The organism is Algibacter lectus (assembly GCF_900112395.1).
Classification (GTDB): domain Bacteria; phylum Bacteroidota; class Bacteroidia; order Flavobacteriales; family Flavobacteriaceae; genus Algibacter; species Algibacter lectus.
Genome location: NZ_FOLN01000001.1, coordinates 625,637 through 641,381 on the forward strand (window position 1 = coordinate 625,637; position 15,745 = coordinate 641,381).

Sequence of the window (15,745 nt, forward strand, 5' to 3'; positions counted from 1 at the left end):
TTATGCAATTTCATAAAATATTAGTATTCATTTTAATTCTATTTATGTTTTCATGTAATGAGAACAAACCAACGTTAATTGCCGATAAAGACTTTAACAAGAATTGGTTATTTAAAAAAGACACTATTCCTCAAGGTGAAAGCATCACTTTAGATGATAGTAGTTGGAGAAAATTAAATGTACCACACGATTGGGCTATTGAAGGTCCTTTTGATAATAAGCACAATGCCCGAAATGGCGGTTTACCAATAGATGGCATTGCTTGGTATAGAAAACATTTTACTGTTGATTCTAACCATAAAAACAAGCAAATTTCTATAGAATTTGATGGTGTAATGGATAATTCTACCGTATTTATTAATGGCCACAATGTTGGTAAAAGGCATTATGGTTATAGTGGTTTTGAGTACGATTTAACACCGCATATCAAGTTTGGAGAAGATAACGTTATTGCAGTACAATGTGCTCCAGAAGTCCTATCGGAAAGATGGTATCCTGGTGCTGGTATTTATCGTAATGTACGCTTAAAAATAAACAATGCCGTACATATTCCGCAATGGGGAACCTATATTACAACGCCAAACGCAACTGCAGAACAAGCAACTGTTAAAATTGAAACTAAAATAAAAAACGCAACAGATTCTAATACGGAAGCTACTTTAGAGACAACTATTTTAGATACAGAAAATAATAGTGTTGCGGTATCTACTCAAACTATTCAACTAGAAAAAAATTCCGAAGGAAAACAAATTCAAGACATTGAAGTAAGCAACCCAAAACTTTGGGATATTGGTGTTCCTAATTTATACAAAGCCATTAGCCGAGTTAAAATTGATGGTCACGTTGTAGATGAGTTTGAAACAGAATTTGGTATTAGACAAATTGAATTTAAAAAAGAAGGTTTTTACCTTAACGGAAAAGCTGTAGAACTAAACGGTGTTTGTATGCATCACGATTTAGGACCTCTAGGAGCCGCTGTAAATTATAGAGCTACAGAGCGTCAAATGCAAATTATGCAATCTATGGGCGCTAATGCTCTAAGAACAAGTCATAACCCGCCATCTACAGAAATGCTACAAGTTTGCGATAGATTAGGTATTGTTGTTATTGATGAAGCTTTTGATGAATGGAAACTACCAAAAGTACCTAATGGCTACAGTAATTATTTTGATGAATGGGCAGAAACCGATTTACGAGATATGATAAAAAGAGATCGTAATCATCCTTCTGTTATTATGTGGAGTATTGGTAACGAAATTTTAGAGCAAGGTAAACCAGATGGTTGGAAAATAGCAAAAATGCTTAATGATATTTGCCATGATGAAGATAACACTAGACCAACAACTGCTGGTTTTAATTACTATCCTGCATCATTTACAAATAAATTAGCGTATCAAATTGATGTTGTTGGTGTAAACTACAAACCGGCATATTACGGTGAAATTAGAGAACAAAACCCGGATATGATTTTTTATGGATCTGAAACATCTTCTCAAACCAGTACAAGAGGTTATTACGATATACCCTTAGATTACAAGGTTAAAAAGGAAACCAACCAGGTTTCTAGTTACGATGTTACTGTTGGACCATCTTGGGCATATTCTCCAGATGTTGAATTTGCTGCTCAAGAAGCAAATCCACATTCTTTAGGAGAGTTTATTTGGACAGGTTTTGATTATTTAGGAGAACCAACGCCTTATGGTGGTCGAGATAATACAACCAATGGTTATTGGAATGACGATTGGCCATCTCACGCCTCTTATTTTGCTCCTGTAGATTTATGTGGATTTCCAAAAGATAGATTTTATTTATACCAAAGTCAATGGACAACAGAACCAATGGTTCACGTTTTACCTCACTGGAATTGGGAAGCTAAAAAGGGAGAAACTATTCCTGTTTACGCCTATACCAATTGTGATGAAGTTGAACTATTTGTAAACGGAAAATCTTACGGAAAAAGAGTAAAAGGAAAAGATTTAACCGACGTGCACACAGAATACAGAGGCTTTTTAGATTCAGGGTACGGATTTAAAAGAGGTATGTTTAAGTCAAAATACAGATTGTCTTGGAATGTGCCTTACCAACCGGGTAGCATTAAAGTGGTTGCTTATAAAAACGGTGAAGTTGCTGCTACCAAAGAAATTAAAACAGCTGGAAAACCTGCTAAAATCAGATTAATAGCTGATAGAACTGAAATCGATGCAGACGGAAAAGACTTGTCTTTTATAACCGTTAGAATTGAAGATAAGGATGGTAACTTATGCCCGAATGCTGAAAACCTAGTGAATTTTGAAATAACCGGAAATGGTGTTTTAGAATCTGTGGGGAATGGTAACTCTGCATCATTAGAATCATTTAAAGAAAATCACATCAAAGCTTTCTACGGTAAATGTTTAGCAATTATTAAAGGCACCGAAGAAGCAGGAACTATAAATATAAAAGCAACTTCTAATGGTTTAGAGGTAGATAACATTATTGTAAACACTAAGTAAAAATGAATTTCAGAAAAAGAACATTAGGCCTTTTATTTTTAATATTATTTACCTCCATAAATAATACATTTGGTCAAGACAAACCTAACATTATTGTGATCCTAACCGACGATCAAGGTTGGGCCGATGTTGGTTTTAATGGCAGCACAGACATTCCTACGCAAAATCTAGACAGGTTAGCCTCTCAAGGTGTTGTATTTACAAACGGCTACGTATCTCACCCGTATTGCAGTCCGTCGAGAGCTGGTTTATTAACGGGGCGCTATCAAGCTCGTTTTGGTCATGATTGTAACATGCCTTATCATCAAGAAAATGATGCAACAGTAGGAACTCCTTTATCAGAAAAAATGATGTCTGAAGCATTAAAAGAACAAGGCTATAGAACTAGTGCTATTGGAAAATGGCATCTTGGAGATCATCCAGATTTATATCCTCCTAATCAAGGTTTCGATCATTGGTTTGGTTTTCCTGGAGGCGGCATGAACTATTGGGGGAAATCTAAAAATGATATTCAAACCATATATAGAAATGGTAAGGTTGTTCCTGAAAACGAATTAAAGTACCTTACTGACGATTTTACAGATGAAGCTATTAAGTATATTTCTAAAAAAGATGACAAACCTTTTTTTATGTATTTAGCCTATAATGCACCTCATTCGCCAGATCAAGCAACTAGAGAATATCTAGAAAAAACAAAACATATTGAATACGCTGGTAGAAGTATTTATGCTGCCATGGTAAACGCTGTTGATAATAATGTTGGTAGAATAGATTCTACTTTGGTAGCCAATAATATTAAAGACAATACTATTATTGTATTTTTAAGCGATAATGGCGGTAGAATTGAACATGCAGATAACAGACCATATAGAGGTCATAAAGGGATGTTATTTGAAGGCGGTATAAAAGTGCCCTTTTTCATGACTTGGCCAAAGAAAATTAAAGAAAATCAACATTATCAAAATATTGTATCATCTCTAGATTTATTTCCTACATTCTTAAATGCGGCTGGAGCTAAGGCCAAAAAAGAAAAACAACTAGATGGAGTAGATTTATTACCATACATTACAAATAAAGTAAAATCGGCACCACACGATGAACTTTTTTGGAGGTCTTCTGGAAACTTTGAATATGCAGTAAGAAAAGGAGATTACAAACTATACAAGAGTGCTTATAAAAACAAAACCCTACTGTTTAATTTAAAAAAGGACAGTTTAGAACGTTATGATATTTCGGATGGTAATTCAAAAATCATAGCCAATCTAGAAGCTGCTTATAAAAAATGGGATGCTAAAAATATTGATCCTAACTGGCTTGATCCACATGCAGAAAATGTGCTTAAAGAAGAAAAAAGATGGGAACACACTAGAAAAAAATCAACAAACTCAAACTAAAGCTATTTCTTTATGATTCAACTATTTAAACCAACATTTTTTAAATGCTCTATTATGATAATTACGCTTGCTTTATCCGTAAGCTGTAAAAACGAAAAGAAGCAAGAAGCACCTCAAAAAACAGAAACCAAACCAAATATTGTTTTCATTTATTTGGATGATTTGGGTTATGGTGACATCAGCGCAAATGGAGCAACAGAAATCTCTACGCCCAACATCGATAAATTAGCCAATGGTGGTGTACGTTTTACAAACGGTTATGCAACATCAGCAACCTGTACTCCTAGCCGTTTCGGGATTTTAACAGGTATATATCCATGGAGGAATAAAGATGCTGCTATTTTACCAGGTACAGCTCCATTAATTATAAGTACAGAACAAACTACAGTTCCTAAAATGTTAAAGCAACAAGGCTATCAAACTGCTATCGTTGGTAAATGGCATCTAGGTTTAGGTAGAGGAAATGTAAATTGGAATGAACGCGTGTCTCCTGGACCAAATGAAGTTGGTTTTGAAGAATCGTATATTATGGCTGCAACACAAGATAGAGTGCCAACTGTGTATATAAGAAATGGTCATGTAGACGGTTTAGATCCTAACGATCCTATTGAAATTAGTTACAAAACAAATTTTGAAGGAGAGCCTACAGGAAAAGATAATCCAGAACTTTTATCTATGGAATGGCACCACGGCCATAATAACAGCATTGTAAACGGAATACCTAGAATTGGATACATGAAAGGTGGCGAAGCTGCAAAATGGAACGATGTAGACATGGCAGACCACTTTTTAAAAGAAGCGCAAACCTATGTAAAAAAACATAAGGAAAATCCATTCTTTTTATACTATGCCTTACAACAACCACATGTACCACGCACACCACACCCACGCTTTGTTGGAAAATCTGGTATGGGACCACGTGGCGATGTTATTTTAGAGGCCGATTGGGTTATTGGAGAATTCATTAAAACTCTTGAAACAGAAGAAATCTTAGAAAATACACTTATTGTTTTATCTAGTGATAATGGCCCGGTATTAAATGATGGATATAATGATGATGCTGTAGAGAAATTAGGAAACCACTCTCCTACCGGAGGTTTAAGAGGTGGGAAATATAGCTTGTTTGATGCAGGTACACATGTGCCATTTATTACATACTGGAAAGGAACTATTGAGCCAACGGTATCAGATGCTGTAGTTTGCCAATTAGATTTATTTAGCTCTTTAGCCCATTTAACTGGTAGCACTGAAAAAACAGATGATAGTGAACAACTATTAAATGCCTTTTTAGGAAAATCTAACCAAGGTAGAAAAAATTTAATTTTAGAAGCTGGTCAAAAAACAGCATTACGCAGTGGAGACTGGGTATTAATTCCGCCTTACGAAGGAAAGCCTGTGAATAAGCAAGTAAACATTGAATTAGGAATTTCTAATGAATATCAACTTTATAATTTAAAAGAAGATAGAGCTCAGAAAAATGATTTAGCAAATACTAACAAAGACAAATTAGCTGAATTGACTGCAGCCTACCACAAATTAAGAGGTAAATCCGACATTGAAATTAAAGAACTCGAATTAAAATAAACTAAAAAATAGTATTAATAAGAAAGGCTTTGGATGAAAATTCAAAGCCTTTTTTCATTTTAGACCATATGTTCTATCATTCTATCCATATCTAATTACCGCACGAGATAAGAATAAATATTTTTGGTATGGATAAATTTTATACAACAAAAAATGAAAATCAAATTCTTAATTATCGGACTTCTAATTGGTCATCTTAATTTTGCCCAAAGTAATAATTTACCAAAAGGTTTTGAGGCTGGAGACAGGACAAAAACAAACCTAAATTTAGGATGGAAATTCCATTTAGGAGATCTTAAAGCGAAACCAACAAGCATAAACTTTGATGATAGTAATTGGGAAGATGTTTCTGTACCACATAACCCGCAATTAGTTTCTTATGAGCTGGATAGTATTAAAGAAACTTGGGTACAAGAAAACTATTTAAGAGATATTAGTTGGTATAGAAAAAAACTGAAGATTGAAGCTAATACTTCTCAAAAAATATTTTTAGAGTTTGAAGCCGTACATAACGCAACAGAGTTATGGGTTAATGGAGAAAAAGTGGGTAATTATACTGTAAATGGCTATACTCCTTTTCATTTTGATATTACCAATTTTGTAAAATTCGGACAAGAAAATACTATTGCAATAAAAGCAGATAACACCTATAACCAAACTATTGCTCCCGATCCTCATAGAACAGATTATGTAAAATTTGGAGGACTCTACAGAGATGTTTACTTAGTAACCACTAACAAACTACATGTCAATTTCAATTGGGAAAATTTTGATGCAGGTGTACACATCACAACACCAACTGTAAACAGAAACAACGGTACAGTTACTATTAAAACCACTGTAAAAAATGAAAATTCAACAGATATAAACAGTAAAATAGTAACCAATATTATTAATAAAGATGGTTTTGTAATTAAGAAGCTCATTTCAGAAGTAACTATTGCTGCAAACTCATCATATACATTTAGACAATCTGCAACGGTTGAAGAAGATTATCATTTATGGTCTCCAGATACACCATATTTATACCGTGTAAATTCTGTTATTTATAACGAAGAAACACCTGTAGATTTTGTAGAAAACAAATTCGGATTCAGAAAATTTTCTTTAGAAAAAGGCAAAGGTTTCGTTTTAAATGGAGAACCACTTTTTTTAGTAGGTGCCAATCGCCATCAAAGTTACCCTAATATTGGAGATGCTGTTCCAAATTCGTTTCATTATAATGAAGCTTTACAGTATAAAAAAGCAGGAATGAACATTATAAGATTATCACATTACACACAAGATGATGCTTTTATTAATGCCTGTGATGAATTAGGGATTTTTGTTTATGAAGAACCATCTACTTGGATTGAATGGGGCGATGATACTTGGTTCGAAAACTTAGAAAAAGCAACCAGAACCATGATTCGTAACCATAGAAATCATCCTTCAATTATTGTTTGGGGAGCAGGAATTAACCACCGAGGTCCTGTACCTAGAATGCAAACTGTTGCCAAAGAAGAAGACCCTTTTAGATTAACAGCCTCGGCTTCTGCGCCATGGGATGGTCCAAAAAATGAAGGTATTACAGATGTTCATGCCACAATGGATTATAGAAGAACAGAATTCCCAGAGAGTGCGTTTACTATGGTTATGGAACATGGTAGTTCTCCAAATGCTGAAGTCAATCAATTTCATATTTCAAGATACAAAGGTAATAAAAATAATTTTGCTGCCATTACCTGGTTAGGTGCAGATTACAATCATTTACAACCCGATATTATCGATGATCAATGGTCGCGAGATTTCATGACCACTTATGGCGTGCTGTCTCCTTATAGAGTCCCGAAGCCAGTTTATTACTGGTATCAATCAGAACTTGTAAAAAAACCAATAGTTCATATTGCAGATGAAACAGCTTCAAAAGACGGAAAAGTTAGAGTTTTCAGTAACTGTCAAGAAGTAGAATTATATCAAGATGGAACACTAATAGCAAGACAATTACCGGATAATGATGTTACAAAAACCAATTTAAATCATCCTTCATTTACATTCAAACATAATTGGAAAAAAGGCACCTTAAAAGCTATTGGATATTCAAACGGAGAAAAAGTAACTGAATTTACAAGACAAAAAGAAGGCAAACCACATCATATAAAAGTTGAATATAACATCACAGATCAACCATTTTATGCAGGCGGATCGGATATTAGATTGGTATACGCTTCTATTCTAGATGAAAATGGCGAAGTCGTTACCACCACAAAAAACGAAGTTCAGTTCTCAATATCTGGCGCTGGCGAAATAATTGATAATGGAAAAATTTATGCTAATCCTGCTCTAGTGTACAATGGTGTAGCCGCTATTTATGTAAAAGGAACTAATGCAACAGGTACCATAACCATTACTGCAAAAGCGAAAGGCTTAAAGTCAGGAAAAGCAACAATTAATACCGTAAAATTTAACACCAACGAAATTACAAACCAAGCTCAACCTATTTTCGACTATCCAATAGAACGCGTAGATATTGGTGGCGATAAACAATTGGTGCAATTTGAATGGCAAGAATGGACAGGCAACTCTAAGAACGAATTAAAATACAACTTAAAAGAAACCAATACACAAGTAGAAATAAGTGCAGATCAAAATATAAATTGGTTAGGAAACGGCACGAGTATGATTGGTGATTTAAGTTTTGTAGGTACCGATGGTGTATTTGTTGAAAAAGGAGAAATCACTCTAAAACTAACGAACTTAAAAGCTGGTAAATATGCTATAGAAACCTTTCACCATGCCAGAAAAACGGATATTAAATTAACCAACGACATAGAAGTTACTATTGAAGATGTAGATGGAAGTTTTACACGCACATCCGACGATCATATTGTGAATTATTATGATAATTCTAGCAGTGGTGAGCGTAAACCAATTTCAATACAATCAACCTTTACATCAAATGGCTCTGAAGCTGTTACTTTAAAATTTAAAAGTATCAATGCCAAAGGAACATTATGGCTAAATGGTTTCATACTAAAACAAATAAAGTAATGATGTTTAGGAAAGTCGTTTTTATGGCTTTTATCAGTAGTAACTATGTAAAAACATCATAAGTCGTTTAACTAAATAAAAAACAATTATGAAAAAATATCATTTATTTTTTGTTATCTATCTAATAGCATTAGTAGGATTTTCTCAAAACAACACAGTTAATATAGATTTTACTACTCAAAAATTTATAGGTTCTGAAAGCGAATTAAATAGAGAAAAATACTTTGCAATGCATGGGTCTTATACGGATAATGGATTAGCAGATAATCCCGAATATTTATTCGATGATTTAGGCATTAAGTTTGGAAGAACTTTTGGAGGCCCACGCCCCTATTCAAAAATCAATAAAAATAATTTATCTATTGAAAATGCACAAAATTTAGGTATAACCAATTCTAATAGATATAAAAAAGCACTTCTCTATAACAAGTATAAAACCGAAGATCTAATCATTACAAACCATCCAAGAGAAGCATTTCAATATAAAGGAGATTACCAAAAAGCAGCAGCATTTAATGCAGAATACATTAAACACGCATACCCTGTAATGCCTAAATATTATGAAGTAATGAATGAACCTTTTGTACACGCTAAAGACTTTGTTAAAACTTACCAAGAAACAAACGACGTCATTATCGAAATGTCTAAATTTCACAAAATAGTTGCCGAAAAAGTTAAAGCAAAAGTTCCCAATATACTTGTTGGAGGTTATAGTGCAGCATGGCCAGAATATGACAAAAATAATTTTGCCATTTGGAATACAAGAATGAAAGTTTTTATGGATTTGGCTGGTGAAAACATGGACTTTTTTGCAACTCATATTTACGATGGTAGAAATGTTGAAGGCAGTTTTAATTATAGATCTGGTAGCAACTCTGAAGCTATTCTAGATTTAATTGAATCTTACAGCTATCAAAAATGGGGTAAAGTAAAACCACATTTAATCTCAGAATATGGTTTTACAGCAAAAGGATTACAAGGCAAACCATATTCGCCAGAACTTAATGGTGTATGCCTAATGTCTTACAACAAAATATTAATGTCCCTTTTGGATAAACCAGACCGTTTATTAAAAGCTGTTCCTTTTATTACTGGTAAAGCAGCATGGTTTTATAAATCTGAAGAAAACAAAAAAGGCCACCCTTACCCATGGGTATTAATACGAAAAACTAAAAACGAAACTTATGAATACACCCATCTAAAAAAGTTTTGGGAATTATGGAAGGATGTTAATGGTAATAGGATTTACACAACATCTAACAACCCTGATATTCAGGTAAATGCTTTTAGTGAAAAAGAAAAAGCGTATGTCGCCATCAATAATTTAGCAGACAATGAGCAAACTATAAATCTAGATTATCTAAAACAAAGCAAGGCGCTAATTAAAAATTTAACTATTAGACGCTCTTTTATTTCAGAAAATGGAATACCACAGCTTCTGTATGTTAAAGAAAAAAACACATTATCAGAAATCACTTTACAAGCAGGCGAAACCATAATTTTAGATTATGATATTAATCCTACCAAATTTACAAACTCGGTTACCGAAACTAATAATTATTCAAACACCTGCTTACAACCTATTACAGCAAAACAACCAATAACTTTTACTATTGGGCATGTAAAAACAAGTAAAAAAGGTAATGCCACAATAAAAATGGGACTTGGTAGAGCTCATAATTTAAGTAAAAAACCTACTGTTAAAATTAATGGAATAACTGTAGATGTGCCATCTAATTGGGCAGGGTACGACCAAGCAGGAAGAGAACAGTTCTTTGGAGTTATCCCAATTCCTACAAATATAAAAAACACTAAAAACGGAAATAACACAGTAGAATTAACTTTTCCTGATACTGGGGGATTTGTAAGCTCTGTGATATTAAATATTGAAAACTAAACTGAGAATCAATAAGATGAAAATTATAAAAGTTTTAGTCTGTTTTTTAATCATTACAAGTTGTGGTGTTAAAAATAAGCAGAATCCCCAAACCGAAAACACATCTAAACCGAACGTTATTCTTATTGTTACCGACGATCAAGGTTACGGAGATGTTGGTGCACATGGAAATACAATTATAAAAACACCAAATATTGATAACTTCCACAAAGAAAGCTATCATTTAACTAATTTTCATGTGGGCCCTACCTGCGCTCCTACTCGATCAGGATTAATGACGGCTAGATACGCCAATAGCACAGGAGTTTGGCATACCGTTGGCGGCTGGTCGTTGTTGAGAGAAAATGAAAAAACTATGGCCAATATGTTTGCCGAAGCTGGTTATAAAACCGGTGGTTTTGGAAAATGGCATTTGGGAGACAACTACCCGTTTAGACCCGAAGATAGAGGTTTTCAAGAAACCGTAATGCACGGTGGCGGTGGCGTTCAACAAACTCCAGATTATTGGAACAACACCTATTTTAACGACACTTATTTTCATAACGGAAAACCTCAAAAATATCAGGGCTATTGCACAGATTTGTTTTTCAACGAAGCTCTAAACTTTATAGAGAAGAATAAAGACAATCCTTTTTTCTGCTATATCGCTCCAAATGCTCCACATGGTCCATACAATGTGCCAACGGAATATTACAATTTATATAAAGATTTAGGTAAAGATGTTTTAGCAGATACCCAAAAACGTTTTTACGGAATGATTACCAATATTGATGATAATTTTGGTAAACTAAGAAACAAACTGAAAGAATTAAATGTAGCCGATAATACAATTCTTATTTTCATGACCGATAATGGTACCTCTTCTGGGTATTACAATAAAAAAGGCAGGATTACAGGGTTTAATGCTGATATGCGTGGTACCAAAGGAAGCGAATATGAAGGTGGACATAGGGTCCCGTTTTTTATTCATTGGAAAAACGGAAAAATCACAACGCCTAAAGATATAAATACATTAACCGCACAATTAGATATTATGCCCACTTTAGCAGATTTGTGTGGCATTAATTTACCAAAAAACCATCAACCTTTAGACGGACAAAGTTTAGTGCCACTTTTAAGAGGAAAAGACACTTTAAAAAACAGAATGCTAGTAACAGATTCGCAACGTGTTCAACATCCTAAAAAATGGAAAAACTCTGCCGTTATGCAAGGAAATTGGAGATTGATAAACGGAAAAGAACTATATAACATTTCTACAGATCAAGGACAGCAAAATGATATTGCAGCTAAACATCCTGAAAAAGTAAATGAAATGAAAGCCTTTTATGAAAACTGGTGGACGCAAGTTTCTAAAGATTTTGATAAAGAAGTTTACTTTAAACTAGGTTCAGAACATGAGAACCCAATAACACTTACTGCGCATGATATTCATGCAGAATCGGGCGCTTATCCTTGGAACCAAATTTATATTAGAGAAGGTGTAATTGGTAATGGGTACTGGAGTGTCGATATTTTAAAAAGCGGCAATTACGAGGTGTCTTTAAGACGTTATCCTATAGAATCAAATTTAGCTATAAATGCAACAACACCTGCTATAACAAAAGAAGAACTACCCGGTTTGGAAAACGATATTCCAAAAGGAAAAAACTTGAGTTTTGTAAAAGCTACCATTGAGTTTGACAATCAACTTAAATTAGAAAAGGTTGTAAATGAAACTGATCTATCAACCACATTTACCGTTTCATTAAAAGCAGGAAAAACTAAGTTTACAGCTAATTTTTTAGATAAAACAGAACAAAATAACACAGTATACTATGCGTACATCAAAAAAATATAACATGAATACATAGTGATATAAAAATTTAGAACTACGCTTTTAATGATAAACGATTTATTAATAAAAAATATAACTAAAAATGTAGCTTTTTCTAAAACAGAATTAGAAGAATTCACCCAACTATTTCACTCCAAATCCATTAAAAAAAAGGAATTCTTGTTAACCCAAGGTGAAATATGCAAATTCGAAGGTTTTGTTTTAGAAGGTTGTTTCAGAATATTCATTATCGATAAAAAAGGTAATGAGAACACTTTATACTTTGCCGCTAAAGATTGGTGGCTAATGGATATTGATAGTTTTATGAACCAAATTCCTTCTAACTTAAATATGCAAGCTTTAGAAGATAGTAAGGTACTTTTAATTAATAAGCAAGATAAAATAGCGCTATACGATAGGTTTCCGAAGGTTGAAAAACTTTTTAGAATTATGTCTCAAAAAGCTCTGGTTTCATGGCAAAGGCGATTAATAAATAATCATTCATTCACAGCAAAAGAAAGATATTTGCATTTTATTGAAAAGTATCCAGACATTGCATCAAAACTTACAGATAAACAAATAGCAGGTTACCTTGGTATTCGGCACGAATTTTTAAGTAAGATAAAAAGGCAATCTTAATTTAATAATATTTTTTTACATGTTGAACTTGTTCAACTGTTTTCTATTAATGGTTTCTAATTTTTGTAATTCATAAAAAATCAGAAAAATGAATTCATTAAAACATTTTAAAATTTGTGTCATTCTAATTATGGTCTCATTAACATCAAGTTTGGCAAATGCTCAAATATCAAATGATATTACACATAATGATGCCTTAAAAGCGCTTTTAATAGCAAAACAAAAAGCAGAAGAATTAAATGTTCTCGTTAACATTGCCGTAGTTGATGCTGGCGCAAACTTAAAATCGTTTATAAGAATGGACGAATCGTTTCTTGGCAGTATTGACATTGCTATAAAAAAAGCAAAAACATCACGCTACTTCAATATAGCTACAGGCGATTTAGGAAAACTTAGTCAACCAGGAGGAATTATTTATAACATTGAACATTCTAATGGTGGCTTAATTACATTCCCCGGAGGAATCCCGATAATAAATCAAAATAAAAATATTATTGGAGCTATTGGTGTTAGTGGTGGCACTATAGAACAAGATCGAGATATTGCCATTGCAGGAGCAAATGCTATTTTAAATAACTTAAAAAACTAAAAACATGAATCTTTTAAAAAACATACTTCTTCTTGGCCTTTTAGTGTTATCACAAATAAGCTTCTCCCAGATATCTGATGATGTCATGCTTTACCGAAAAGACTTCAAAAGTATATCTGGAAAAAACACAGTTTCTGTAACTAGTTACGAGAAAGACGGCTCTCATTATGTATTTGCAGGTGGCGTAGGTAATATTGATGTCTATAGTTTAGATAAAGAAGGTATTCTAACCCCAATAAGCAACCATGAACTTTATATGAAAAAAGGTCCTGCTCGAGGTATGGTTGCAGACCGTATTAATGGAACAGATTTTCTTTTTGTGGCTAACAAGCACGGCAATGTCATTGAAACATTTAAAATTTTAAACAACGGATCTTTAGAACGTGTTGCTTTAGTTGAAGACAACGATAAAACATATTTAGGAACAGCTATTACGTTACAGGTCGTTCACATGAAAAAAGCATCGTACCTTTTCATAGGCGGTTTAGAAGAAACTCCTGGGTTAAGTAGTTTTAAAATACATAATGATGGGAAGCTAACCCATGTGCAGTCTATGAAAGACGACGAAACCGTTCATACAGATGGTATTATAGGCATGTATGTGCATAACATTAAAGGAAAAACCTATTTATACACAGGCGGTTTTCAAGACAATGGCGTAAGTAGTTTTAGAGTTTACGAAGATGGTACGTTTAAAAATATTAATAACATAAGTGATAATAATACAGATAGATATTTAACAGGTGCTTACCCCGTAACTGGGGCTACCATAGCAGAAAATAAATATGTAATTGTAGGACACAGACATCATAAATATTATAAGCGAGGTGGTTTTATAAAAAAAACCAATTTTGTATATCATGGTGATGGTGTAAGTGTTTTTAAAGTGAATAAAAAAGGAGCTTTAGTTCCGCATTTTGTTCTTAAAGATGATGAAACTACAAAGCTACAAGGACAGACAAGAATTGAAATTATCTCAACAAATAATGCTGAAGCTATTCTAGCAGTTGGCACAAGAGACGATGCTAGCATTCAATTATTAAAGCTAAATAAAGAAGGTATCCTTACGCCTATTAATTATTTAGAAACTGGTTTTTCAATCTACTATGGGTTAAGGTATCATAAAATTGAAGATAACAATTTCTTAATTGCAGGTTCCTTCAGGTTCGATTTAGGTAAAATAGCCAGTTACAAAATAGCTCCTAAAATAAATAGAGAGGGCAAAGTTTTAAGGCACATAGTAAACTTAAAATATAAAGAAGATGCAACAGACGCACAAATTGATACGGCTGTTAAAGTTTTTTTAGATTTAAAAAATGAAATTCCGGAAATCGCTCATATAGAATGGGGAGTAAATGATAGTACCGAAGGCGCTAGTAAAGGTTTTACTCACACTTTTACAATAACGTTTAATAGTGAACACGACAGAGAAATTTACCTCTTTCATAAAGCGCATTTAAAATTAGTTAATGAGGTAGGCCCAATTATAGGTGATGTTTTTGTAATGGACTATTGGACAAAAAACAATTAATATTCTTAAAGAAATGGAAAACTTAAACAACAAAAATGCCATAATAACCGGAGGCGGAAGAGGTTTAGGAAAAGCTACGGCAATTGCTTTTGCTAAACAGGGTATAAACGTAGCCATTACCGGGAGAACGGAAAGCCTTTTAAAAGAAACTGTTTCTAAAATTGAGGCACTTGGTGTTAGAGCCACATATGCTGTTTTTGATGTTGGTAATTATGAAGACGTAAAAACTAACATTAAACATATTATTAGCAATTTAGGCGGTGTAGATATTTTAGTGAATAACGCAGGTATTGCCGCTATTGGTTCTTTCAATGAAATGCCTGTTGAGCAATGGAGTGAAATTATTCAAACCAACGTTATGGGTATGTATTATGTTACCAAAGAAGTTTTACCACATTTAATAGATAAAAATGAAGGGGATATTATTAATGTATCATCTACGGCAGGATTAAATGGAAACCCAAATATATCGGCGTATTGCGCATCAAAGTTTGCTGTTATCGGTATGTCTGAATCACTAATGAAAGAGGTTCGTAAAAACAACATTCGGGTAAATACGTTAACACCAAGCACTATAGAAACAGATATGACTGTTGAATTGGGCATGCTAGATAAAGGTTCAGAAAATGTGTTACAACCAGAAGATTTTGCTGATTTAATAGTTGCAGGTCTAAAATTACCAAGACGAGCAATGCTTAAAAGTGCCGCGCTATGGTCTACAAATCCATAACATAGATCTAACCAAAATTTATAGATTGATTTTCGAAATAACCATA

10 protein-coding genes are annotated in these 15,745 nt (G+C 33.4%); all 10 read left to right on the forward strand.

The genetic code is table 11. From position 1 onward, the window contains the following. Positions 1 to 2 precede the first annotated feature (2 nt). Positions 3 to 2,492, forward strand: a complete 2,490-nt coding sequence (locus BM246_RS02215; protein ID WP_074935603.1) for a glycoside hydrolase family 2 TIM barrel-domain containing protein — start codon at positions 3 to 5, stop codon at positions 2,490 to 2,492. Between the two features lie 2 nt (positions 2,493 to 2,494). Continuing rightward, on the forward strand, positions 2,495 to 3,886 hold the full coding sequence (locus BM246_RS02220; RefSeq protein ID WP_074935604.1) for a sulfatase-like hydrolase/transferase: 1,392 nt from the start codon (positions 2,495 to 2,497) through the stop codon (positions 3,884 to 3,886). A gap of 54 nt (positions 3,887 to 3,940) precedes the next feature. Further along, a complete protein-coding gene (locus BM246_RS02225; RefSeq protein ID WP_231961803.1) occupies positions 3,941 to 5,470 on the forward strand; it encodes a sulfatase-like hydrolase/transferase in 1,530 nt (509 codons plus the stop codon). Positions 5,471 to 5,623: 153 nt separating this feature from the next. Next, entirely contained in the window at positions 5,624 to 8,500 is a 2,877-nt protein-coding gene (locus BM246_RS02230) for a glycoside hydrolase family 2 protein (RefSeq protein WP_074935606.1), read from the forward strand. 88 nt (positions 8,501 to 8,588) lie between these two features. Further along, positions 8,589 to 10,397: a beta-agarase gene (locus BM246_RS02235; RefSeq protein WP_074935607.1), complete on the forward strand. Its 1,809-nt coding sequence runs from the start codon at positions 8,589 to 8,591 to the stop codon at positions 10,395 to 10,397. 16 nt (positions 10,398 to 10,413) lie between these two features. After that, positions 10,414 to 12,234, forward strand: a complete 1,821-nt coding sequence (locus BM246_RS02240) for an arylsulfatase (protein WP_074935608.1) — start codon at positions 10,414 to 10,416, stop codon at positions 12,232 to 12,234. A 42-nt stretch (positions 12,235 to 12,276) separates the two neighbouring features. Further along, positions 12,277 to 12,849 carry a Crp/Fnr family transcriptional regulator gene (locus BM246_RS02245; RefSeq protein ID WP_074935609.1) on the forward strand — a complete coding sequence of 191 codons (573 nt, stop codon included), beginning with the start codon at positions 12,277 to 12,279 and terminating at the stop codon, positions 12,847 to 12,849. A gap of 88 nt (positions 12,850 to 12,937) precedes the next feature. Then, a complete protein-coding gene (locus BM246_RS02250) occupies positions 12,938 to 13,438 on the forward strand; it encodes a GlcG/HbpS family heme-binding protein (RefSeq protein WP_074935610.1) in 501 nt (166 codons plus the stop codon). Positions 13,439 to 13,442: 4 nt separating this feature from the next. Then, complete coding sequence (locus BM246_RS02255; protein WP_074935611.1) at positions 13,443 to 14,969, forward strand: Dabb family protein; 1,527 nt, start codon at positions 13,443 to 13,445, stop codon at positions 14,967 to 14,969. Positions 14,970 to 14,982: 13 nt separating this feature from the next. Further along, on the forward strand, positions 14,983 to 15,699 hold the full coding sequence (locus BM246_RS02260) for a 3-ketoacyl-ACP reductase (protein WP_074935612.1): 717 nt from the start codon (positions 14,983 to 14,985) through the stop codon (positions 15,697 to 15,699). Positions 15,700 to 15,745: the final 46 nt, after the last annotated feature.

What these genes read in the sequence shown, in the direction of transcription:
- BM246_RS02215 (WP_074935603.1), top strand. Translation starts at nt 3, where the DNA reads ATGCAATTTCATAAAATATTAGTATTCATTTTAATTCTATTTATGTTT.
- BM246_RS02220 (WP_074935604.1), top strand. Translation starts at nt 2,495, where the DNA reads ATGAATTTCAGAAAAAGAACATTAGGCCTTTTATTTTTAATATTATTT.
- BM246_RS02225 (WP_231961803.1), top strand. Translation starts at nt 3,941, where the DNA reads ATGATAATTACGCTTGCTTTATCCGTAAGCTGTAAAAACGAAAAGAAG.
- BM246_RS02230 (WP_074935606.1), top strand. Translation starts at nt 5,624, where the DNA reads ATGAAAATCAAATTCTTAATTATCGGACTTCTAATTGGTCATCTTAAT.
- BM246_RS02235 (WP_074935607.1), top strand. Translation starts at nt 8,589, where the DNA reads ATGAAAAAATATCATTTATTTTTTGTTATCTATCTAATAGCATTAGTA.
- BM246_RS02240 (WP_074935608.1), top strand. Translation starts at nt 10,414, where the DNA reads ATGAAAATTATAAAAGTTTTAGTCTGTTTTTTAATCATTACAAGTTGT.
- BM246_RS02245 (WP_074935609.1), top strand. Translation starts at nt 12,277, where the DNA reads ATGATAAACGATTTATTAATAAAAAATATAACTAAAAATGTAGCTTTT.
- BM246_RS02250 (WP_074935610.1), top strand. Translation starts at nt 12,938, where the DNA reads ATGAATTCATTAAAACATTTTAAAATTTGTGTCATTCTAATTATGGTC.
- BM246_RS02255 (WP_074935611.1), top strand. Translation starts at nt 13,443, where the DNA reads ATGAATCTTTTAAAAAACATACTTCTTCTTGGCCTTTTAGTGTTATCA.
- BM246_RS02260 (WP_074935612.1), top strand. Translation starts at nt 14,983, where the DNA reads ATGGAAAACTTAAACAACAAAAATGCCATAATAACCGGAGGCGGAAGA.